Source organism: Erythrobacter sp. W36 (genome assembly GCF_057364935.1).
In genome coordinates, this window is record NZ_CP200281.1 from 2,664,857 (window position 1) to 2,685,634 (window position 20,778).

The following is a 20,778-nucleotide window of genomic DNA, read 5'->3' on the forward strand; positions in this document are numbered from 1 at the left end:
TACCCCAATCGCATTCGGCGAGACTGCCCAATTCGCTTAGCGCGGAAATTCCAAACGCTTCGCTGGCCCCCTAAGTCAACGCATTGAGCGGGCCTATAGGCTCGCAGTCTGAGACGCACAAGCAGCTTTCCCCAACCCAGTGTCATCACGGGGCCAAAAATATTGGATCTTGCGCACTTCGCGCTGCCAAATCACAAAAATTAACGTCGCCGTTAACCAATTGTTGACCACGAGGAGCGAGGACTTGGTTAAGCGGACCAGCCGGGGGGCGTTGGTTTCGTGATTAACGGGGTAACCAAACAATGGAACTTAAACCAATCACTGGCGGCGTAGCCACCGAACTGGGCACAGACCTGAACAACGAGATCCTTGCCGAATATCTGGCAGCTGCATCTCATGGCGACATTTCAGCGCATTTTGATCTGGGCGTATCTTTTTCAACCGGCAGCAATGGCGCTGAATGCGATCTTATCGAGGCGCACAAATGGTTTAACCTTGCCGCTGCGCAGGGTCATGAAGAGGCAGCATGGTGCCGCGCAGATATTTCTGATGAAATGACCGCTCGCGAAATCGCAGAAGCTCAGCGCCGTGCGCGCCAATGGCTCTCTGAGACCCGCCGCCAAGCTGCCTAATTCTGTTTGAAGGGCGTGCGCCGGTCCAACAGGACTTGATCGGTCGCCACGCCATCGCGCTCGCGCTCTAAGAAGTCCGCGACCGCATCACGAAAACCAGGGTCGGCAATCCAATGCGCCGACCAGGTTTGCACGGGTTCATAACCACGGGCGAGTTTGTGGCCGCCTTGCGCGCCAGCTTCTACCCGGTCCAGACCGCGTTCGATCGCGATCTCAATGGCTTGGTAATAGCACAGCTCAAAGTGCAGGAAGCGCACATCGCGCGCGCATCCCCAATAGCGCCCATAAAGCGCATCCTGGCCGATAAAATTAAGCGCGCCTGCAATCGGCATCCCCTCGTCCAGAGCGAGGATCATAACTAGGCTGTCACCCATCCGTTCGTGCAGCAACGTGAATGCTTCGCGGGTCAGATAAGGCGTCCCCCATTTGCGCGCACCCGTGTCTTGGTAGAACACCCAGAACGCATCCCAATGCTCCGCCTTTATGTCGCCTCCCGAAAGACGCGAGATTTGCAGATCTTTCTGCGCCGCCGCCCGCTCTTTGCGCAGGTTTTTGCGTTTACGGGACGAGAGAGCATCCAGAAAATCATCAAAAGTGCTGTAGCCGCGGTTGATCCAATGAAATTGCAGATCGCTTCGCTTCAACCAGCCGAGCATCCTCGAACAAAGGCATTTGCGCTTCATCGATAAAGGTCGCATGCGCTGAGGAGAGCCCGTTTTGCTCGCATACCAATTCTGCGCCCTTGAGCAGATGCAGCGCCAATGATGGATCGGACAGCAGCAAGCGCGGACCGGTCGCAGGAGTAAACGGCGAGGCAATCTGAAGCTTCGGATAATAGCGCCCGTGCGGCGCGCTGATAGGCATCGGCCCAGGAATGGTCGAACACATATTCGCCCTGACTGTGCCTTTTGGCATAGCTAGGCATGGCCGCCAGCAGCTTGCCATTCTCGCCAGTTATGGCGATTGGCACTGGGTCCCAGCCCGTGCCTTCACCCACGCTGCCGGAATCCTCCATCGCGGTCAGAAATTCATAGCTGACGAAAGGGTTTCCGCTCGGATTGAGCGCATTCCATTCGGCCGCATCGAATGAGCCAACGCTTGGCGCCAGCCGCACAGTCAGCTCATCGCCGCTCACGCGATCCCCTCGCCTTCAGCGATCGGCGCGTCGATCAGCGCTCGCGATCGCTCGCGCAATTCCTGACTGCGAATGGTCCAGCTGAGAAGAGGCCGCTTCGCCGTGCGCCAAGTGTCGCACAGCGCATTGGGGAGGTCGCGAATGTCCATCGCGAGAAAATCTGGCTGAGCTTGCTCGAGCGCGCCGGGTTGCCGCCACACGCCCAGAAACCCAAGGTCCAGCGTGTCTGTGCAGACCAAGCCCCGGGTTGTTTGAGGATCATGTTCGGCAAACCAATGCCCGACGCGCGGATCGAAGCTCATGACCGCATGATCGCCCGCATAATCTGCCAGTGCAGCACTGACACATTTACATGTCAGATCTACATCATATCCGGGCTTGGATTTTATCTCGATCAACACCGGTACTTTGCCGTCAATGATGTCCAGAAACTGAGCAAGCGGGACGGGATGCTCCCGTGTTCCTAACAAGCGCAGCTGAGCGAACTCGCCCATATTGAGCGCGCCTGTTTCGCCCTCTTGGTCTGTCAGCCGAGCAAGCTCCCAGTCGTGGAAAACCATCGGCTCATTGTCGCGGCTGCGCTGGATATCGCATTCAATGCCCATGCCCGCCGCGATGGCGGCCTCTGCTGCGGCGACCGAGTTTTCAGGGACGCCGGGCCCATGCAGTCCGCGGTGGGCGTAGACCCACTCCGTTAACCAATGCGGAGCGCGACGCTCACTCACTGGCAATGGCGATAATCGCGTCCACCTCAACCGCAGCGCCTAGCGGCAAGGCTGGCACGCCGACGGCAGCACGTGCATGGCGGCCAATGTCGCCAAACACCTCTTGCATCAGATCAGACGCGCCATTGGCGACCTTAGGTTGGTCAATGTAATCCGGCGTGCAATTGACGAATGCACCAAGCTTTACGACCCGCGTCACGCGGTCGAGATCGATCCCAGCAGCTTTCAGCTGCGCCAAAATCATCAGCCCGCATGCTCGCGCCGCCGCCTGGCCATCTTCAAGCGAAACATCATCGCCCAACCGGCCTGTCGCAAGCTCTCCGTCAATAAAAGGCAATTGGCCGGAGACATGCGCAAAGCCATTCTGCAACACGACCGGAACATAGCTCGCAACGGGCGCGGCGGCCTCTGGCAACGTGATACCAAGTTCCTTCAGGCGGGCTTCGATACTCATCGTGCTTCCTCTTCCAAACGCTCTAACAACCACGGTAACGCGCGCGACCACTCATCGATCCTCGCATTGGCGTGACCGGCCTTGTGCGCGCAATCGATGTGTGGCGCGATCATAGGCTCCCCGCACAAGTGCAATCGCACAGTGTCCGGCACCACTTCTGATGCGGATTCGTGATGTTGCGCCAAGTCATCAATGAAAATCGCCCGGCTCGGCGAATATTCCGCCAAAATGGATTGCAGCGCCGGGCCTTTCGGGCCCTGATTGGTGAATACACGAGCATTGAGACCGTGCGCCGCCAATTGCTCGGCGCGATGATCGCGCCGCTCGTCGACCAGATTGGTGAGGATCACGACGTCAGCTTGCTCTGACAAGTGGTTGAGGCCCTCGACCGCGCCCGCAATCGGCATTTGGCTGTCCATTTCGGTGTCGAAAAATCCGCCCAGAAACCGCCAAATATCCTTTTGATCCAAGACATCACCGCTTTCCTGCCAGCGCAAAGCGGTCGCGAAGCTGTTGCCCTCCAGCTCAAAATCCACGCCTTGGCTGCTCTCAAGCCATTGCTTGAACGGGGCGACCATGTGGAGGATCACTTCGTCACAATCGCTGATGATAAGAGGCCGGCTCATGATGTAAGCTCCTGGCGGGCAGCGATCAGTTCTTCAGGGGTCACTGCGAGCGCTTCTGCAGCTCTGATCAGGTCCGGTTCGTGGTTCGCTAGAAAATCGAAAACCGAGGCTAGCACCGTCGGATCGTTCAATCCGCCGCGCAAGCTATCCGCATCAAGCCCGGTCAAATCGAGGTAGCGCTCCGCGCGCTCACCGTCCTCCAGGACCCACCCCAGCACCGCCAAAGCGAGGGTTTGCGGGCTGAGCTGTTGCGCTTCGGCATCGTGAATATTTGGATTTTGAATTGTCGTAACCTCTTTGTCGGGGTAATCAGCCCACTTCGGGGGAGCATCGGTCAGTGGCAAAGCGAATCTTGGTTGTCGAGGATAATGACCTCAATCGAAAACTGTTCTGCGACGTGTTGAAGGCAAACGGCTTTGAAGTCGAGCCTGTCGCGGATGGCGATCAGGTGCTTGAAATGGCGCGCGGAACCGCTCCAGATCTGATCATTATGGATATTCAGCTGCCCGGCATTTCCGGTGTAGACCTGATCGAGGCGGCCAAGCGTGACACCTCGCTGTGCGAGATCCCGGTTTTGGCGGTCACAGCCTTTGCCGGAAAGGGTGACGAGGAACGGATTCGCTCGGCGGGTGCCGCCGGTTACCTCGCAAAGCCCGTTTCGATCATGCCGTTTATGAATGCGGTCAAAGCTCTGGTTTGACGCGAAAATATGGATCGTGCGCCATTAGCGTCCGCAACTTGAATTCTCGAAATTGAAGGCCAAGTGAGTGCTAAGCGGCAATGATTTGAGCCGTTTGCCCCCGAGAAATGGTTTCATATGGGCTGGTCTGCGATTCCAAATACCTCTAGACCTCGTCCTTGAAGCTGAAATTGCACTGAGAAAGTGAGCGCCAACACCATGGATTCTGCCGCAGTTGATGAGCGTATCCGCGCCTTGATCGAGCCTTTCAATAAGAAGGGCGTTACTATCGAAAACGCGACCACATTTGCAGGTGATCTGGAGTTTGACAGCCTGACCGTGATGGATTTTGTCGCCGAGATTGAAGACGAATTCGACATCATCATCAGCATGAACCAACAGGCCGAAATCGAAAATTACGGTCAGTTGGTCGCTGCTGTGCACAAAATGCAGGATAGCTGATATAGGCTTTGCCCATGACTGAGACCCTTACCGATATCGCGCCAACTGGCGATCTCCTGTCCAAGTTCGACGACCTAATCCAAACGCGCGAAACCCTGCTCGCGAGCGGTATTGAAGACCCCTTCAATCTCGTCATGGAAAAGGTTCTCTCGCCGACCACCGCGATCTGCAATGGGCGCGAGACAATCTTGCTCGGCACATACAATTACATGGGCATGACGTTCGATCCGGATGTGATCGATGCGGGCAAGCAGGCCTTGTCCGATTACGGCTCAGGCACAACTGGCAGCCGCGTTCTCAATGGCACCTATCAAGGCCACCGGGAATGCGAAGATGCATTGCGCGAATTTTACGCGATGGATCACGCGATGGTGTTCTCGACGGGTTATCAGGCCAATCTCGGGATCATCGCTACTCTCGCTGGAAAGGGCGACTACATCGTCCTTGATATCGATAGCCACGCCTCGATTTGGGATGGCTGCGCGATGGGCAATGCAGAGGTTGTTCCGTTTAAACACAACGATGTCGAAGCGATGGAAAAGCGCCTGCGCCGCATTCCAGAGGGTGCGGGCAAACTCGTTATCCTCGAAGGCGTCTATTCGATGCTGGGCGACGTCGCTCCGCTAAAAGAAATGGTCGCGATCGCGAAGAAATATGGCGCGATGGTGCTGGTCGACGAAGCGCATTCGATGGGTTTCATCGGCGAAAACGGCCGCGGCGTGTGCGAAGAGCAAGGCGTGATCGATGATGTTGATTTTGTCATAGGCACATTTTCGAAAAGCGTTGGGACAGTTGGCGGGTTCTGCGTGTCCAACCACCCCAAATTCGACATCATGCGGCTTGTCTGCCGCCCCTATGTCTTCACCGCCAGCCTGCCGCCCAGCGTTGTGGCGACGGCGGCGACCTCCATTCGCAAGCTGATGCATGGCGCGAACAAACGCGCGCACCTCTGGGAAAACTCCAAACGGCTCCATGGCGGTTTGACCGAGCTCGGCTTTGAGCTTGGCACCAGCGAGCCACAAAGCGCGATCGTGGCCGTTATCATGCCGGATCTGGAGCGCGGTGCGGCGATGTGGGAAGCACTGCTGAAAGAGGGGCTCTACGTCAATCTGGCGCGCCCACCGGCAACACCGGCGAACATGACCTTGCTGCGCTGCTCGCTATGTGCGGAACACTCGGCGGAGGAAGTCGAGACGGTCCTCGGAATGTTCGAACGCGCCGGCAAGGCGATGGGCATTATCTAAGCACTAAGCGCGCACTTCGGTTGCATTGTCGCAGGCGTTCACTTCGCCTTCGTTCTCGCTGCCCGCGAGCTGCGTGAACACCACGAAGCCGCCGACCACCAGAATGACGAAGGCCGTGGTGACCCAGCCAAGGTATTTGTCGATGACCGCCTTGATCGGCGCGCCGAACAGCTGGAACAGCACGCCGACAATCATAAAGATGAGCGCGCGCCCAGCGATGGCGGCGAGCGTGAACGTCATAAGGTTCATCTCGATAAAGCCCGCTGTAATTGTCATCAATTTGAACGGGACCGGCGTACCAGCGGCAAAGAAGACGGCCAGGCCGCCTTGCTCGCGGATGTAGCAAGCCGCGACCGGGAAGCTCTCGGTAAGGCCGAGCACGCCGATTACCCAAGAGCCGACAGCGTCGTACAGAAAGTATCCGATCGCATAGCCGAACAATCCGCCAAGCACCGATGACACCGTGGCGACAATCGCAAAACGGATCGCTTTCTTCGGCTCGGCAAGACACATCAGGCCTAGCAGCGGGTGCGGCGGGATGGGAAAGAAGCTCGATTCGATGAAGCAGAAGAACGCCAACCACCACACCGCCTTAGGGTGAGCGGCCTTGTCCATGGTCCAATTGTAGAGACCGCGCAGCAATTTCATCATGAGCTTGGGTGTCTTTCGCCAGTTCGCGCCCGAGTGATAACCAGCGCTTAGCCTCGCCCTAGACAGGACGCAACTGAGATTAAATAACCTATTTGGTACTTTTGTATTGACATTGTCACGATCATTGGTTAGAAGAAATCAACATCGCGATAGTGTGAGTCGAAACGAGGGGCTGAGACAAACCTCAGACCAGCTCCCGCGACTTTCCTATTTCGGTCCCTCTGGCGTTTCAGCTTCAGCCGGGCCGAGCGGAGACCAAAGATGCCAGACAATTCACGGTCGGATGATCCCGGCCAGGAAAAACGCCCGCGGATAAACTCGCGTTGGCGCGACCGGTTCATTGAGCGCCTCGCGCAATCCTCAAACGTCAGCCGCTCTGCTGAGTTTGCCGGCGTATCGAACAGCTATGTCTACCGCGCCCGGGCCAACGAGCCGGAGTTTGCCCAGCGCTGGCTCGCCGCATTGTGGGAAGGGTATGAACATTTGGAAATGGAAGTCCTCCGCCGCTTGCGTGAGGGCGACCTGCAAACAGCTGATGCGTCAAAATATGACTTTGCCAATGCCATTCGTCTCCTCAACGCACACCGTGACAACGCCGCCAGAGCGCAAGCGGAACAGCGCAATGTAAGCGCCGCCGAAATTCGTGGATCGATCGATCGCAAGGTGGAGGAGATCCGGCTCAGAATACAGCAGGAGCGGGCCCGAGAAGCGAAAGACACGTGATCGAGCAAAATGATTGGCTGGCGACCGCACCGGCCATGGTGCGCGAAGAATTGAGCCGCGTACTCAACGCTCAAGAACGCGCAGAATTTGCCTATCACTGGGGCTTTTTTGCGCGGCTCGCGCAATTGCCGCCCGAAGGCGAGTGGCGCATCTGGTTGATCCTGGCTGGACGCGGTTTTGGCAAGACCCGCGCTGGCTCGGAATGGGTGCGATCAATCGCTGAAGGCAATTCTCAGGCGCGGATCGCATTGGTCTCGTCTTCGCTGGCCGAAGCGCGCTCTGTTATGGTTGAGGGAGAAAGCGGAATTATCGCCTGCTGCCCGCCAGAGCGCAGGCCCGTTTTTGAACCGTCACTAAGGAGGCTGCGCTTTCCCAACGGGGCGCAAGCGCAGCTGTTCTCAGCCGCGGAACCAGAATTACTAAGAGGCCCCCAGCATACCCACGCGTGGTGTGACGAGGTTTGTAAATGGCCGCTTGCTCATGAGCGAGCAACGCGTTGCTGGGACAATCTCTTGATGGGTCTCAGACTTGGCAGCGACCCACGGATCGCAGTGACCACGACACCGCGCAGCGTGCCATTGATTACACGAATTTTGGAGCAGGAGGAAAACGGCGAAGCCGCTGTCACACGCGGTTCGACCTATGACAATTCGATCAATCTGCCTCAGCGTTTCCTTGCCGCGATTGAGGGCGAATTCGCTGGTAGCCAGCAGGCCCGGCAGGAAATCGACGGCGAAATCCTGACCGATATTGAAGGCGCGCTGTGGACACGGTCGATGGTCGAACATGCCCGGGAAACGGGCGAGAGACCGGATGATGCGAGGGTGGTGGTGGCGGTTGATCCGCCCGCCTCGGCCAATGGCGATGCCTGCGGAATTATCGTTGCCGCTTTAGGACAAGATCAAATTGGACGTGTGCTGGCCGATTGCACAATCGAACAGGCCAGCCCTGAGCAATGGGCGCGGCGCGTTGCCGCAGCTGCCGAAGAATGGAATGCCGACCGTGTGGTCGCAGAGGCCAATCAAGGCGGCGCGATGGTTTCCAGCGTGCTGCGCGCCGCCAACAACACACTGCCGATAAAACTGGTCCACGCCAGTCGCGGCAAAGTCGCCCGCGCTGAGCCCGTTGCCGCGCTCTACGAGATCGGGCGGGTGAGACACTGCGGATTATTCCCGCAACTCGAAGATCAAATATGCGGCCTTAAGACCGGCGGCGAATACGCCGGACCAGGCCGCAGCCCCGACCGCGCCGATGCGCTGGTCTGGGCGCTCACTGAACTAATGCTCGGCCCATCTCATCGGCCTCGCGTGCTGCCAATCTGACTGCAGAAGGAAATTTCATGGCTTTGCTCGAAACAATCGCCGCTGCTTTTAAAGGCGGCGAGGAAGCTCGTGTGCCGCTTGCACCAAGCTTCATCCCAACCTGGGCACCAGCATTTAATGCAGCAGATGGCACCCGAAACTACGAATATCACAAGGCGATCCGCGATGGCTTTTTGAGCAATCCGATTGCTCAACGCGCCGTCCGCATTGTCGCGGAAGGTGTCGGTCAGTCGCCGCTGACGTGCAATGACGATGCTTTAAAAGCTCTGGTGCAATCGACCAGCGCAGGACAGTCCTTGATCGAGACGATTGCAGCGCATGTTGTGCTGCACGGCAATGGTTTTGTCCAAATCATCAAGGATGCATCCGGACAGGTCGTCGAGTTGTTTGCGCTTCGACCAGATCGGGTCAAAATTGTCGCGGGCGCTGACGGTTGGCCATGTGCGTTTGAATATCGCCCCTCTGACCAGCCGATCACTATCCCGCTTGAGGATGATAACGGCTGGCCCAATATGATCCATATCAAGGCCATGCACCCGGTCGAGGATCACTACGGCGCGGGCGCTCTGGCCGCAGCGCATGAAGCAATCGCCATTCACAATGCGGCGGCAAATTGGAACCGGACTTTATTGGAAAATGCCGCCAGGCCTTCTGGCGCTCTTGTCTATGACGCAGGTGATGGCGTGGGCCTGACCACGGATCAATTCGACCGGCTTAAGTCTGAACTCGCCAGCGCCTTTTCTGGCCACAGCAACGCAGGCCGCCCTATGCTGCTCGATGGCGGGCTCAAATGGCAAAGCATGGCGCTGTCTCCGGCGGACATGGACTTTGCGACCCTCAAAAGCGCAGCTGCACGCGACATTGCGCTCGCATTTGGTGTCCCGCCAATGCTGCTCGGCCTGCCAGGCGATAACACCTACTCTAACTACCGCGAGGCCAATCGAGCGCTGTGGCGACTGACCTTACTGCCGCTCGCTGATAAGCTCTTCGGCGCTTTGCACGAAGGCCTGGCGCCGTGGTTCCCGGAAGGAGAGCTGCGCGTTGATATGGACCGCGTACCAGCGCTCTCAGAAGACCGCGAACGGCTGTGGAAGCAGGTCTCTGACGCCGAATTCCTGTCCCGCGCCGAAAAGCGAGAAATGCTCGGACTGCCCCCAGAGGAAGCTGAAGGGGAAACGCCATGAGCCGCGAAGAAATGCTGGCGAGCTTGATGGTCCAAGCCTCCGAAAATGGCGCAGACATCGCAACACTGCGAGCCATGATTGAGGAATCGAGCGAGCTGGCAGCGGAGAAAGTCTTGGCCCGGTTGGGGTTAGGTGATGCGGGCGCCCAAGGCGATTTGGATGAACTGCGCGAACTGCTGCAGGCTTGGCGCGATGCCAAGACAAGCGCTTGGAAAGCATTTGTAGGCTGGGCGATACGAGCACTGCTGGCCTTGGTCCTGATCGGTATCGCTGTCCGATTGGGCGGTTGGGAGCTCTTGAAATGAGCGCCGAACCGATCCGTTTCGCTCGGCTATGCCAGCCTGTTTAACATCGCCGATGCAGCGCAAGACACCGTTAGGCCCGGCGCATTTCTTGACACACTGACGGAGCAGGACGAGCCTTTGCCGTTGCTATGGCAGCACAGGCCCGACCAGCCTCTCGGTATCATCGAGGATATATCTGAGGATGCCAAAGGGCTGCGCATTGTCGCCCGGATCGACAAACAAGATGCGCGCGGCGCCGCGATGCTCAAGCAGGGCGAGGTCGATGGGCTCAGTTTTGGCTATCGCGCTCGCCAATATCGTAAAACCGACAAGGGCCGCGAATTGCTCGCCATTGATCTCTTCGAGGTCAGCCTAGTGACGCATCCCCTCCAGCACGGTGCACGAGTTCACCTCGTCACCTGACACGAAACTGCATTTTGAATTTCCCAACTGGCCGCCAACGGGGCGGCCTTTTTTATGCCCAACAGAAAGGTTGCATGCCCCATGGAAAGCACTCCCGTCCCTAATGTTACCCCCAATGATCAGCTGGAAGAGAGCTTCGATATTGTCGCTCGGCAAGATCAGGCTGAGGCCGATATTGTTGGCCTGCGCAGCGATGTCGACGAAGTGAAAGCGCGCCTTGATAAGGTCTCCCGCGCAGCTGGTCGGCCATCAATTGGCGGCGGCACCACATCAAACGAAGTTAAGGGCTTTGTCGATGGCTACCTGCGCCGCGGCAAAGAGAGCGAAATCAAGTCGATCAGCGGCGCAGTCCCCACCGATGGTGGCTATGCGGTTCCGCGAGAGATTGATGCACTTATCGCCACAGAGCTTGCTGAAATCAGTCCGATCCGCTCCATCGCACAGGTCGTACAAACCGGCAGCGCTGGTTATCGCAAGCTCGTCTCAACCGGCGGAACCGCTTCTGGCTGGGTCAGTGAGACATCGACGCGCCCAGAAACCGACGCGCCAGAATTTGCCGAAATCGCCCCGCCAACCGGCGACCTCTATGCCAATCCAGCCGCCAGCCAAGCAATGCTGGACGACGCCGGGTTCAACCTTGAAGCATGGCTAGCAAGTGAGATCGCAAGCGAATTTGCCCGCGCAGAAGGCGCAGCATTCGTTTCTGGCACCGGCTCTGACCAGCCCGAAGGCTTCCTCAGCGCCCCAATGGGCACCGGCGAAGATGGCGTGCGTGCCTTTGGAACTCTGCAATATGTCGGCTCCGGCGATGCAAACGGCTTTGATGGCGCGCCCGATGCCAAGCTGATCGATCTCATTCACACGATGAAATCAGGTCACCGGCAAGGCGCCAGCTTTGTGATGAATTCGGCCACACTGGCTGAAGTCCGCAAGCTGAAGACCGCTGATGGCGCGTTTCTCTGGCAACCTGGCATGGTCGAGGGCCAACCGGATCGCCTACTTGGCTATCCCGTGGTCGAAGCCGAAGACATGCCTGACATCGCCTCAGGCACATATCCAATCGCGTTCGGCAACTTCCGTCATGGCTATTTGATTGCTGAACGCAGCGCCACGCAAGTGCTGCGCGATCCGTTCACCAACAAGCCGTTCGTGCATTTCTACGCTACCAAACGTGTTGGCGGCAAAGTGCTCGACAGCAATGCGATCAAACTCCTCAAAGTCGAGGCCTGATCGGCTCCCGGCTAGGTTGAGTTAGCCCCTTTCTCCCTAGTCGGCACCCCGCACCCGCGCCGCTCCAGGCCACCCTCCCGCCTGCTGAAGCAGCGCGGGTGCACCCCTATTGAAATCTGTTTCTGGGAGACCGCAATGCGGCGGACTATTGTGATTGCGGCCGACCTCAATGGCGCACCGCTTGATGAGTTGAAGGCCTGGCTAGGGATCACTCGATCCAATGAAGATGATATGTTGGTCGAGCTGCTTGCGACCAGCCTTTCCATGTGTGGGGCCGTGATTGGCCAAGTGCCGCTGGAAGTCACGCTGGAAGACAGCTTACCGCCGATTGCAGGGCGTTACCACTTACCATCGCGGCCCGTTCAAAGCTTGGTATCGGCAGAACTGCTCGCCCAAAATGGCATACGCAGCACGCTTGCAGACGATGATTTCGAGATCGAGATTGATAGCGCCGGACGCGCCTGTTTCACGCTCATATCATCTGCTGATGCACGCGCTGTCGTAGTGCAGACCGTCACCGGAATGGCTGCCGATTGGGACGAGCTGCCAAAGCCGCTGCGCCACGGCGTCATTCGGCTGGCCGCCCATTATTACCGCGACCGCGATCGTGAAGAAGCGATTGCACCGCCAGCCAGCGTTAGCGCACTTTGGCGCCCATGGCGCACGGTGGGCCTGACATGAAAGTAGGACGTTTAGGCAGCGCGAGCACTGATCTGGTGCAGCGCCTCACTCTCAAAGCCGGGCGTATCGCCGAACAGCGCGCGAAGTTTCGTCATGAACAAATCAGTGCACGCCATCACACCTGGCGCAGCGCTCGCACGCTATGGCCTCAATTTACGGTGATTTAGACCTATGGAAAATCTGCTGCGCGCAGCGTTGATCGATTGGCTCAGAGCCGATCCTCAACTGCAGAATATCAATGCAATCGAAGAGGAAAGCCCGCTTTCCGCAAGCCCGCCCTGGCTCGGTATTGCCGCCAGCGGCTCGGCCGACTGGAGTGTCAAAGATCGGCGCGGGCGCGAAATCCGCATCGCGCTTGAACTTGAAAGCCGCGCTGATGAACCAGCGGCAGATGCGGACTTCGTCGAGGCCATTGAAAGCCGCATCGCCGCGTTCCCGCGAGAGCAAGCCGACTTCCAATTGGTGTCGTCGCAGTTCCTGCGCGCACGCAGCGAGCGCCGCCCGAACAATTTGCGCGGCGCTTTGCTTGAATATCGTTTCCGACTTCTCGAACCCATCACGGAGTAAGCCCTATGCCTGCACAAACTGGCTCTGCCTTCCTGCTCAAAATTGGCGATGGCGGCGCCCCGCTCGCCTATGAAACGGTCGCTGGACTGCGCACCACACAAATGTCGATCAACGGTGATACAGTCGTCGTCACACACAAAGAGTCCGGCGGCTGGCGGGACCTTTTATCAGGCGCCGAGCAATCGCTCTGTCTCCGTTAGTGCTGCCGGAATTTTTCTAGGCAGTTCCGCAGAGGCATCGATCCGCGCCCACGCCTTGGCTAGGCACAATTGATGACTATGAATTGTCATTTGAAGACGGCGAAAAACTGCATGGTCGCTTTCTAGTCCAACGTCTGGACTATTCCGGCGATTTCAATGGTGAGCGCAACTACACTCTGCAGCTGGAAAGCTCAGGGCCGGTCATACCTGCATGACCAATGTCGCCAACCCAATGCGGGGCGAAGCTGAGCTATCAATTGGTGGCCGGGGCTACATTGTGAGACCCAGCTTCGAGGCGCTTGTAGCTGCGGAGGATGAGCTGGGATCGCTCTTTGCCCTGGTGGAGCGGGCCTCGTCCGGTTCGCTTACCATTGCCGAAATCACCGGACTTTTGTGGCATTGTTTGCCAGCAGATAGTCGTCCTGACCGAAAACAGGTTGGCAGCACCGTCTTGGCCATGGGTCTACTGGAAGCAGCGAAACCGATCCGCGTGATCTTGGCGCAGGTACTCAAGGGTCAAAAGTGACATCTTCGTTCAGCGACAATGTCCCTGATTTCTGCGGGCTTGCCGCTCGCATTCTGCATTGGTCCCCGTCTCAATTCTGGGGAGCGACCCCGGCTGAGTTGGCCATGGCGCTGCACACGCCCGGATCCGAGACAGCCTCACCTCTCTCGCGCGAAGCAATCGCGCAAATGATGGAACACGACAGCGATGGAAAATAACATAGAAGAGCTGGTCATCGATGTGCGAGCCACAACCGATGGATTCTCGAACGATCTGCAGACTATGCGCAGCGCGCTCGACACATCATTGCTCGACGGCTTTGAGAAGGCGGGAAGCGTGCTGGAGCGCGGGCTTGCGTCAGCCTTGAGGAATGGCAGCTTAGGCTTCGATGATCTTAAGAAGATCGCTTTTCAGGCGCTCGACCAGATCGCAGCGCATGCCATCAATACAGGAATAGGCTCATTGTTCGGAGGAACCGGGGGATCATCCTCTGGCCTTGGCGGCTTGATCACGCAATCCCTCGGTGGGTTACTAGGGCTGCCTGGTCGAGCGACAGGTGGCCCAGTTGGCCCAGGCAGCAGCTATTTGGTCGGCGAACGAGGCCCAGAGGTTTTTGTGCCGACCAGCGCCGGACGGATTGAGCCAAATGGAAGTCTGGGCGGGCAGTCGCGAGACGTTCGCGTGGCAATTCAACTTGCCTCGCCGCGCGGGACCTCTGCGCCAACCGCGATGAAGCGCTCGTCTCGCCAGGTCGCAAGCGCCGTTCGCCGCGCCCTCCAACACGCTTAGTCAAAGGGAACTATCATGGCATTTTGGCTAGCGCGCGAACGCCGCGCCCAAGAAGCACGTTATCTGCAGAGGTTTGACCCGCGGTTTTGGACAATCGACTTTCCGAGGCCAGCTATGGCCTCTGTCGTCACGACCGGATCGGATAGCATTCGAGTTGATGTGGAGCTGCACCATAAAGGCGAGCTTATAGGCCTGATTTGGGACAGCACAGACAGTCTCGATCACCCTTTGCTCGCCTATGAAACGAGCAAAGATTACTCGCATACTGAGCTCAAATTCCGCTGGCAATCGGACGGCGTCGCGACGCTTGACCAGGTGAACGGGCCAACCCTCACAATCGAGGGCCGCGACGCGGAAGGCAATCCGCGAGCATGGTACGTTCGGCTCTGGAACTATGCCGCAGGCTCGCCAACCGATGCGATTGTCACTCTGCCCTTCTCAAAATTGGGAAGTGGCTGGGTTTTACCTGGCGAGCCCGTCCATCCAGCAGACATCGACCGCATGTTCATTTCGATCGTCGCGCCTGACTTTGCTGCTGGCAGCGCCGAACCTTTGTCATCGCGCCTAAACGGCCATGTGATTGTTTCAGCCATCAAGTGTGATGGCAAACACGCAATGTTGGAATTGGGTGATGTCCGCATGCCGCCACATCAAGAGCGGATGGCAACGGCATATGACGATGCCTACAATCAGACGCCCGCGCGATTGCTCCGCAACATTGTTGGTTTGGGCTACCGCGATGAGATCCTTCATTATGTCGGCATGAGCCATTTTATGCGGCTCCAGCAGGCTGGGCCAGGCGAACTGCATGTGATCGAAAGCGGAGTGCTTTGCACCCCTGCGGACATCTGGCACCGGGCATTCTTTGCTGCCTGTAAAGAGAATGAATTTGAGGCGATCGCCTCGCTCTCATACGAATTGTTCGACGCATATTGTCCTGAGCCTTGGAAGCAGCGGACGGCCAGCGGTGCGCAGGCTCTTACCGGTTGGGTTCCGCCCTCGACACTTCTGTCGCCAGCCAATGATGACGCCATGGCATGGCTACAGACCTGTGCTGCACAGTTTGTGGAGTTCATGGAAGACGCACAGCTGCCCGTGCGCTTTCAAATAGGTGAGCCGTGGTGGTGGGTCACACCGGCAAATGAAATATGCCTCTATGACGATGCGGCAAAGGCAGCGTTCGGCGGTAATCCGCCTGTGATCAATGATGTTACCACCACGCTTGATACGAGCCAGCTAGCTTTGCTCGACCAAGCTGGCGCGGCATTGGCACAGTCGACAGCCGATCTTGGCCAAGCGGTTCGCAATGCGGCGAACAGCTCTGCAGAGATATTGCTGCTTGCCTTCACGCCGACAATTCTGAGCGCAGACACACCGGAGCTTTATCGGGCCAACCTGCCGCTGGGTTGGGCCAGGCCAGCCTTCGATCGTCTACAGCTGGAAGACTATGACTGGCTAACCGACGGCGCCGATGCGGCGCGCCGTCAAGCCTACGCCTTCGTCGACGCCAGACTCGGCTATCCCTTGGCTGAGCAAGACTATCTTTCGGGTTTCGTACTGAACGCTGTCGATGCAGAGCAATTGTGGCCGTCAATTGATGCAGGCCTTGATGAGGCTCGAGAAAGAGGCGTTGAACGCCGGTTTGTCTGGGCGCTCCCTCAAGTTGCGCGTGATGGATACACCCGCCTTCCCAATAATGATGAGGATTCCATGCAAGCTTTCGATGATGTGCTTTATCCGTTTGCACTCGGCCGTGATACCGCCGTTGCCCCTGAATTCTCCACCTCGGTCGCCGTAACTGCATCGGGCTATGAACGGCGCAACGCACTGTGGTCTGATGCCCGGATGCATTTCGATGTTGGCCCGGGGGTTCGATCAGAGAGTGAGCTCGCTGAGCTCATCGCCTTTTTCCGCGCGCGGCGCGGGGCTGCGCGCGGATTTCGGATCAACGATCCTTTCGACCACAGCTCCAACGGCATGACCGGCATACCGACACCGTCTGATCAGCTGATCGGTGTCGGCGACGGGTTGAAAGCCGATTTCCGGCTTACAAAGTCGTACGGACCAGCTGGAGACCCGCAAGAACGCCCCATTACCCGCCCGAGGGTCGATAGCATATTGATCAGCGTCGACGGTATCGAGCGCAGCGATTGGACTGTCTCAAGCAAAGGCTCAATCCAATTCTCAGTGGCTCCGGAAAACGGAGCGGAGGTGCGCTGCCGGCTTCTTGTTCGACGTTCCGGTTCGGTTTGCGGAAGATCGCATCGATGTCTCAGGCGTCAGTTTTGAAGCGGGTGAAGCGCCAAGCATTGCGCTGATCGAAATTCGCGAGGCTGACTGATGCGGGTTTTCTTCGACAGAGAGCTCGACACTGTCGCAACATATTGGCGCGTTTTTCGGCGCGACGGCGTTACGCTCGGTTTCACCAGCCACGACCGCGACGTGTGCCTTGAGGGGATTTGTCACAAGTCCGCCCCCGGCATGGTTCCCGCAGCTATCCGGCGAACAACAGAATTGAACGACGATAGCGCTGAAGTTGAGGGCGCACTCAGCCACGACAGCATCACCGCAGAAGACTTGGCCGCTGGGCTATTTGATGCGGCCGCAATTGAAATCGGTGTCGTCGATTGGGAAAGCCTGGAACGCAGTACGCTCTATTCTGGCCGACTTGGGCGTATTGATGACAACCAACGCGAGTTCGTGGCTGAACTCCGCTCTGCAAAGACCTCGCTTCAGGAGGACTTAGTTCCGCGCACCAGTCCAACTTGCCGCGCAGAATTCTGCGGGCCTGGATGCAGCTTGTCTGCGCTCGGACTAACCAGCGTCCAAGAGGTCTCACAAATCGACTTTGACGCCAATCGCGTGTCCTTCGCCGGTCTTTCCTACGATCTTTACATAGATGGAAAGCTGCGGTTCTTGGGTGGGCCTCAAACCGGACTAACCTTCGGAATCGTAAGCGCGGATCCACAAGGTCTCATTTTGGATCGTGCCCTTTCCGAAGGCACTCAATTGGGCACACGCGCAGAATTGCTCGAGGGCTGCGACCACACTTTGGCAACATGCGCCGGGCGCTTTAACAATGCAGCCAACTTTCGCGGTGAGCCCTTTCTGCCAGGTAACGATCTCTTGTCGCGCTATGGCAAACCGACCGAATGACACGCGCGCTTCTGCTCGCCGAAGCAGCTGCATCTTTCGTAGGCGCGCCCTTTAGGCTTCACGGGCGTGACCCCGCAAGCGGCATAGACTGCATTGGCTTATTGGGCTGCAGCTTGCGAAAGGCCGGTTTAAGATACCGGCTCCCGGTCGGATACAAGCTGCGCAATGAAAGCGCCGACCCGTGGCTAGCCTGTGCATCATTATCTGGGCTCAGCGAAACTTGCGGCACCATCAGGGCGGGCGATGTCCTTCTTATATGCCCATCTCCTGGCCAGTTTCACATTATGATCGCTGAGCATTCGGCAAGCTTCATTCATGCTCACATCGGCCTCCAACGCGTAATCCGAGAGCCCGCACTAGCGAGCATTTCGCTCGTCAAACACTGGCGACTTGAACCTGAAACCCAAGGAAAAACCTGATGGCAACGCTTCTCCTCACAGCAGTGGGAACGGCTATTGGCGGTCCGGTTGGTGGCGCAATTGGCGCACTTATCGGTCAGCAAGCCGACCAAGCAATATTCGGTTCTGGAACCATAGAGGGACCTCGCCTCAAAGAACTCTCAGTGACCACATCAAGCTATGGGCAGCCTATTGCTCGGATCTTTGGGCGCATGCGCGTACCCGGAACCGTGATTTGGTCCACCGACTTAATCGAGAGCGCCGAGAAGAGCGGCGGAGGCAAAGGTCAGCCTTCGACCAAGACCTTCAGCTATTCTGCCTCATTTGCTGTGGCATTAAGCAGCCTACCAGTGTCCTCACTAGGTCGGATCTGGGCCGATGGTGAACTGCTGAGAGGTGCAGCTGGGGACCTAAAAACTGAGGGCATTCTCAGGTTCTATGATGGCCACGGAGATGATCCTGTCGACACGATTATTGCAGCTGACAAGGGCAGCTCTGCGCCGGCTTTTCGAGACTGCGCTTACGTCGTTTTTGAAGACCTGCAATTGGCTGACTTTGGCAATCGTATTCCGGCGCTCACTTTTGAGATCATGGCGGAGAGCCCTACGTCCGTTGCACTTAACGACATTGTCCCTCAGGCGATCTCTGGCGGATCAACTCAAACCTTGCATCATTTGCGCGGGTTTGCCGATGAAGGAGGGCCGCTGGCATCATCTCTATCGGCGTTGAACCGAATTTTCCCGCTTTCTTGCGTCACGAGGGACAGCGGATTTAGCCTGGCCCAAGTCGGCAACTCCGAGCCAGAGCTTTTCACCCTTCCTCCAGAGGTGAGCCATTCGGACGAAGAGCAGCGAACCAGGCGAAGGGCCGAGAGGTTCGCGCAAGAACCGTTCGCACTGCGTTATTACGACGAAAACCGCGACTACCAGCCCGGCGTCCAACGGGCGATCGGTTCAAGGCCGAATGGCCGTGAGGCAATGATCGACATTCCAGCGACCATGCAAGCAGATGGCGCTCGCGAACTCGCAAATGTCAATGCAAACAGGGCAAGGTGGCAACACGAGCAATTGACTTGGCACATGGCTGATCTTGACCCTACGATGGAACCTGGGTCACTGGTAAGGATCCCCGATATGCCTGGACGATGGCTCGTCAAAGGTTGGGAATGGTTTGATCGCGGCATTGAACTGAGTTTGGAAAGACTGGCACCGGGGCTAGCTGGAAACATTTCCTCTGATGCAGGCACCGCGAACACTTCGGATGATGAACTAGTTGGCCCGACTCTGCTGAGCCTGTTTGAAGTACCCTCCGATGGAACGAGTTCTTCTTCTGAACCACTAATATTCGCAGCGGCCTCATCAGCAACGTCAAGCTGGAGGGGTGCAGCTTTGTATGTGGAACGGGCGGGAGGTCTTGTCCCAATCGGCTCGGCGGGTTCACGCCGAGCTGTTTCCGGGGTGATTGTCGATAGCCTCGGGCCATCCAATGCAACCCATTTCGAAGCCAGCTCATCAATGCTGATTGATCTTCCCGATGATGACCTTTCTTTCTCTGAAACTACAATTGCAGGGCTAGCGCTCGGCGAGAACCGAATTCTAGTTGGTGGCGAAGTCTTACAATTTCTGTCCGCTGAGGTGGTGAGCCCAGGACGATGGCAGCTCTCGGGGCTGCTGCGTGGCAGGGGCGGAACAGAGAATGCTGCGCAAAATGGTCATGTGCCTGGCACTCCAGTGATCTTGCTCGATGACACGCTAACCGCGCTTGATCCTTCTGAAGTCCCATCGAACGCCAGCACCAGGATCGCTGCAATCGGCCTCGGTGATGATGAGCCAGTATTTGCAAATCTCTCTAATTCAGGGCTTTCAAGGCGCCCATTGACGCCCGTCCACCGTCGCCGATCCATATTAGCTGATGGGGTTTGGAACTTTTGCTGGACGCGGCGCGCCCGGGGCCAGTGGCTTTGGGAGGATTCGATCGACACTCCCCTTGTGGAGGAACGTGAGGCTTATCTTGTTGGGCTTGGTCCAACTGATAATCCGTTACTCTCTTGGGAAGCCGTTGAACCCGAGATTAGCTTTTCTGAGGCTGAGCGGAGCGGACTGCTAGCAGATTTCGGCCCACAAGAACTCTGGGTCAAACAGGTCGGAACGTTTTCGAACTCGCCAGCAATCCATCTGGCAACACTTTCCTAAAATTGATGGAGTCCCACTATGCCGACAGCCGCTTCTTTTCCGGCAACGACCTCAAATTACTCATTGCCCTTGCTCTTTTCTGGTCAAGCGCAAAAGGAATTCTTCGTCAACGAAGCGTTCTCTTTGATTGATAGCCTATTGCCGAAAACAGTCCTCGGCGTTCAAGATACGCCTCCAACCACACCTAGTACAGGCGACATCTATGTGGTCGGTGCTGGTTCAGGTGAATGGAGCGGCCAAGATGATGGTTTGGCAATCTTCAATAACAACACTTGGCAATTTGTGCCGCCAATGTCCGGTATGATGGTGTTCAATCAAGATACGAACCAAATCATGTTCTTCTCGTCTGTTTGGGCCAGCGCAGCCGAACCACTCCTACCTCAGAATGGCAGCGTTGTAGATGCGGAAGCTCGAATCATGCTCGCTGAGATCGTCGGTGTCCTAAAGGCGGTTGGTATTCTTGCATAAGGCTCAAACAGCGCTCTTGCACGCCATGCAACCGCCACAAGATATGAC

General features: G+C 57.4%; 23 protein-coding genes and 3 pseudogenes. 20 read left to right on the top strand and 6 right to left on the bottom strand.

Features of this window, described 5'->3' with window-relative positions:
- Positions 1-302: 302 nt before the first annotated feature.
- The gene (locus tag AC0V6U_RS13030) at positions 303-632 is read left to right on the top strand and encodes an SEL1-like repeat protein (protein ID WP_472643583.1); all 330 of its coding nucleotides are present in this window, start codon (positions 303-305) and stop codon (positions 630-632) included.
- Here the strand turns inward: AC0V6U_RS13030 and AC0V6U_RS13035 are convergent.
- From AC0V6U_RS13035 to AC0V6U_RS13055, 5 genes and pseudogenes are all read right to left on the bottom strand, one after another.
- Positions 629-1,767 (bottom strand): annotated as a pseudogene (locus tag AC0V6U_RS13035) (GNAT family N-acetyltransferase). The gene AC0V6U_RS13030 and the pseudogene AC0V6U_RS13035 overlap by 4 nt on opposite strands.
- A complete protein-coding gene (locus AC0V6U_RS13040) occupies positions 1,764-2,492 on the bottom strand; it encodes a glycerophosphodiester phosphodiesterase family protein (RefSeq protein ID WP_472643584.1) in 729 nt (242 codons plus the stop codon). Before AC0V6U_RS13040 ends, AC0V6U_RS13035 begins: the two are co-directional and overlap by 4 nt.
- A complete protein-coding gene (locus tag AC0V6U_RS13045) occupies positions 2,485-2,946 on the bottom strand; it encodes a RidA family protein (protein WP_472643585.1) in 462 nt (153 codons plus the stop codon). The genes AC0V6U_RS13040 and AC0V6U_RS13045 overlap by 8 nt, the downstream gene beginning before the upstream one ends.
- Positions 2,943-3,572 (bottom strand): HAD family hydrolase, encoded by a 630-nt coding sequence (locus AC0V6U_RS13050; RefSeq protein WP_472643586.1) that lies wholly within the window; start codon positions 3,570-3,572, stop codon positions 2,943-2,945. The genes AC0V6U_RS13045 and AC0V6U_RS13050 overlap by 4 nt, the downstream gene beginning before the upstream one ends.
- Positions 3,569-3,916: a DUF3572 domain-containing protein gene (locus AC0V6U_RS13055; RefSeq protein WP_472643587.1), complete on the bottom strand. Its 348-nt coding sequence runs from the start codon at positions 3,914-3,916 to the stop codon at positions 3,569-3,571. The genes AC0V6U_RS13050 and AC0V6U_RS13055 overlap by 4 nt, the downstream gene beginning before the upstream one ends.
- Between AC0V6U_RS13055 and AC0V6U_RS13060 the strand changes: the two genes are divergently transcribed.
- The 3 genes from AC0V6U_RS13060 (at position 3,910) to spt (ending at position 5,957) form a co-directional block, all read left to right on the top strand.
- Positions 3,910-4,272, top strand: a complete 363-nt coding sequence (locus AC0V6U_RS13060; protein ID WP_472643588.1) for a response regulator — start codon at positions 3,910-3,912, stop codon at positions 4,270-4,272. The genes AC0V6U_RS13055 and AC0V6U_RS13060 overlap by 7 nt on opposite strands.
- 198 nt (positions 4,273-4,470) lie before the next feature.
- Positions 4,471-4,713, top strand: coding sequence for an acyl carrier protein (locus AC0V6U_RS13065; RefSeq protein WP_472643589.1), 243 nt, complete (start codon positions 4,471-4,473; stop codon positions 4,711-4,713).
- 14 nt (positions 4,714-4,727) lie between these two features.
- Positions 4,728-5,957 carry a serine palmitoyltransferase gene (gene spt / locus AC0V6U_RS13070; RefSeq protein ID WP_472643590.1) on the top strand — a complete coding sequence of 410 codons (1,230 nt, stop codon included), beginning with the start codon at positions 4,728-4,730 and terminating at the stop codon, positions 5,955-5,957.
- A gap of 3 nt (positions 5,958-5,960) precedes the next feature.
- Here spt and AC0V6U_RS13075 read toward each other — a convergent pair whose 3' ends face one another.
- Positions 5,961-6,605: a YqaA family protein gene (locus AC0V6U_RS13075; protein WP_472645765.1), complete on the bottom strand. Its 645-nt coding sequence runs from the start codon at positions 6,603-6,605 to the stop codon at positions 5,961-5,963.
- A 264-nt stretch (positions 6,606-6,869) separates the two neighbouring features.
- Between AC0V6U_RS13075 and AC0V6U_RS13080 the strand changes: the two genes are divergently transcribed.
- The 16 genes and pseudogenes from AC0V6U_RS13080 (at position 6,870) to AC0V6U_RS13155 (ending at position 20,730) form a co-directional block, all read left to right on the top strand.
- Positions 6,870-7,331 carry a hypothetical protein gene (locus AC0V6U_RS13080; RefSeq protein WP_472643591.1) on the top strand — a complete coding sequence of 154 codons (462 nt, stop codon included), beginning with the start codon at positions 6,870-6,872 and terminating at the stop codon, positions 7,329-7,331.
- 35 nt (positions 7,332-7,366) lie between these two features.
- A complete protein-coding gene (locus AC0V6U_RS13085; RefSeq protein ID WP_472645766.1) occupies positions 7,367-8,653 on the top strand; it encodes a DNA-packaging protein in 1,287 nt (428 codons plus the stop codon).
- Positions 8,654-8,670: 17 nt separating this feature from the next.
- On the top strand, positions 8,671-9,837 hold the full coding sequence (locus AC0V6U_RS13090) for a phage portal protein (protein ID WP_472643592.1): 1,167 nt from the start codon (positions 8,671-8,673) through the stop codon (positions 9,835-9,837).
- Positions 9,834-10,142, top strand: a complete 309-nt coding sequence (locus tag AC0V6U_RS13095) for a DUF6127 family protein (RefSeq protein WP_472643593.1) — start codon at positions 9,834-9,836, stop codon at positions 10,140-10,142. The genes AC0V6U_RS13090 and AC0V6U_RS13095 overlap by 4 nt, the downstream gene beginning before the upstream one ends.
- Before the next feature lie 45 nt (positions 10,143-10,187).
- A complete protein-coding gene (locus tag AC0V6U_RS13100; protein WP_472645767.1) occupies positions 10,188-10,544 on the top strand; it encodes an HK97 family phage prohead protease in 357 nt (118 codons plus the stop codon).
- Positions 10,545-10,625: 81 nt separating this feature from the next.
- Positions 10,626-11,774, top strand: coding sequence for a phage major capsid protein (locus AC0V6U_RS13105; RefSeq protein WP_472643594.1), 1,149 nt, complete (start codon positions 10,626-10,628; stop codon positions 11,772-11,774).
- 135 nt (positions 11,775-11,909) lie between these two features.
- Complete coding sequence (locus AC0V6U_RS13110; protein WP_472643595.1) at positions 11,910-12,455, top strand: head-tail connector protein; 546 nt, start codon at positions 11,910-11,912, stop codon at positions 12,453-12,455.
- Positions 12,456-12,626: 171 nt separating this feature from the next.
- Positions 12,627-13,022 (top strand): DUF3168 domain-containing protein, encoded by a 396-nt coding sequence (locus AC0V6U_RS13115; protein ID WP_472643596.1) that lies wholly within the window; start codon positions 12,627-12,629, stop codon positions 13,020-13,022.
- Between the two features lie 5 nt (positions 13,023-13,027).
- Positions 13,028-13,437 (top strand): annotated as a pseudogene (locus AC0V6U_RS13120) (phage major tail protein, TP901-1 family).
- Positions 13,434-13,748, top strand: coding sequence for a gene transfer agent family protein (locus AC0V6U_RS13125; protein WP_472643597.1), 315 nt, complete (start codon positions 13,434-13,436; stop codon positions 13,746-13,748). The pseudogene AC0V6U_RS13120 and the gene AC0V6U_RS13125 overlap by 4 nt, the downstream one beginning before the upstream one ends.
- Positions 13,745-13,945, top strand: coding sequence for a phage tail assembly chaperone (locus AC0V6U_RS13130; protein ID WP_472643598.1), 201 nt, complete (start codon positions 13,745-13,747; stop codon positions 13,943-13,945). The genes AC0V6U_RS13125 and AC0V6U_RS13130 overlap by 4 nt, the downstream gene beginning before the upstream one ends.
- Positions 13,935-14,516: a tail tape measure protein gene (locus AC0V6U_RS13135; RefSeq protein WP_472643599.1), complete on the top strand. Its 582-nt coding sequence runs from the start codon at positions 13,935-13,937 to the stop codon at positions 14,514-14,516. The genes AC0V6U_RS13130 and AC0V6U_RS13135 overlap by 11 nt, the downstream gene beginning before the upstream one ends.
- Positions 14,517-14,531: 15 nt before the next feature.
- Positions 14,532-16,857, top strand: a pseudogene (locus tag AC0V6U_RS13140) (DUF2460 domain-containing protein).
- Complete coding sequence (locus tag AC0V6U_RS13145) at positions 16,857-17,672, top strand: DUF2163 domain-containing protein (RefSeq protein ID WP_472643600.1); 816 nt, start codon at positions 16,857-16,859, stop codon at positions 17,670-17,672. The pseudogene AC0V6U_RS13140 and the gene AC0V6U_RS13145 overlap by 1 nt, the downstream one beginning before the upstream one ends.
- Before the next feature lie 943 nt (positions 17,673-18,615).
- Complete coding sequence (locus tag AC0V6U_RS13150) at positions 18,616-20,262, top strand: GTA baseplate fiber-binding domain-containing protein (RefSeq protein ID WP_472643601.1); 1,647 nt, start codon at positions 18,616-18,618, stop codon at positions 20,260-20,262.
- 18 nt (positions 20,263-20,280) lie between these two features.
- A complete protein-coding gene (locus tag AC0V6U_RS13155; RefSeq protein WP_472643602.1) occupies positions 20,281-20,730 on the top strand; it encodes a DUF2793 domain-containing protein in 450 nt (149 codons plus the stop codon).
- The last annotated feature ends 48 nt before the right edge of the window (positions 20,731-20,778 follow it).

Excerpts from the sequence above, each read along its gene's own strand:
- AC0V6U_RS13075 (WP_472645765.1), bottom strand. The coding sequence starts at position 6,605 with ATGAAATTGCTGCGCGGTCTCTACAATTGGACCATGGACAAGGCCGCT.
- AC0V6U_RS13105 (WP_472643594.1), top strand. The coding sequence starts at position 10,626 with ATGGAAAGCACTCCCGTCCCTAATGTTACCCCCAATGATCAGCTGGAA.
- AC0V6U_RS13125 (WP_472643597.1), top strand. The coding sequence starts at position 13,434 with ATGACCAATGTCGCCAACCCAATGCGGGGCGAAGCTGAGCTATCAATT.
- AC0V6U_RS13080 (WP_472643591.1), top strand. The coding sequence starts at position 6,870 with ATGCCAGACAATTCACGGTCGGATGATCCCGGCCAGGAAAAACGCCCG.
- AC0V6U_RS13065 (WP_472643589.1), top strand. The coding sequence starts at position 4,471 with ATGGATTCTGCCGCAGTTGATGAGCGTATCCGCGCCTTGATCGAGCCT.
- AC0V6U_RS13135 (WP_472643599.1), top strand. The coding sequence starts at position 13,935 with ATGGAAAATAACATAGAAGAGCTGGTCATCGATGTGCGAGCCACAACC.
- AC0V6U_RS13115 (WP_472643596.1), top strand. The coding sequence starts at position 12,627 with ATGGAAAATCTGCTGCGCGCAGCGTTGATCGATTGGCTCAGAGCCGAT.
- AC0V6U_RS13095 (WP_472643593.1), top strand. The coding sequence starts at position 9,834 with ATGAGCCGCGAAGAAATGCTGGCGAGCTTGATGGTCCAAGCCTCCGAA.
- AC0V6U_RS13155 (WP_472643602.1), top strand. The coding sequence starts at position 20,281 with ATGCCGACAGCCGCTTCTTTTCCGGCAACGACCTCAAATTACTCATTG.
- AC0V6U_RS13045 (WP_472643585.1), bottom strand. The coding sequence starts at position 2,946 with ATGAGTATCGAAGCCCGCCTGAAGGAACTTGGTATCACGTTGCCAGAG.
- AC0V6U_RS13085 (WP_472645766.1), top strand. The coding sequence starts at position 7,367 with ATGGTGCGCGAAGAATTGAGCCGCGTACTCAACGCTCAAGAACGCGCA.
- AC0V6U_RS13050 (WP_472643586.1), bottom strand. The coding sequence starts at position 3,572 with ATGAGCCGGCCTCTTATCATCAGCGATTGTGACGAAGTGATCCTCCAC.
- AC0V6U_RS13090 (WP_472643592.1), top strand. The coding sequence starts at position 8,671 with ATGGCTTTGCTCGAAACAATCGCCGCTGCTTTTAAAGGCGGCGAGGAA.
- AC0V6U_RS13030 (WP_472643583.1), top strand. The coding sequence starts at position 303 with ATGGAACTTAAACCAATCACTGGCGGCGTAGCCACCGAACTGGGCACA.
- spt (WP_472643590.1), top strand. The coding sequence starts at position 4,728 with ATGACTGAGACCCTTACCGATATCGCGCCAACTGGCGATCTCCTGTCC.
- AC0V6U_RS13145 (WP_472643600.1), top strand. The coding sequence starts at position 16,857 with ATGCGGGTTTTCTTCGACAGAGAGCTCGACACTGTCGCAACATATTGG.
- AC0V6U_RS13110 (WP_472643595.1), top strand. The coding sequence starts at position 11,910 with ATGCGGCGGACTATTGTGATTGCGGCCGACCTCAATGGCGCACCGCTT.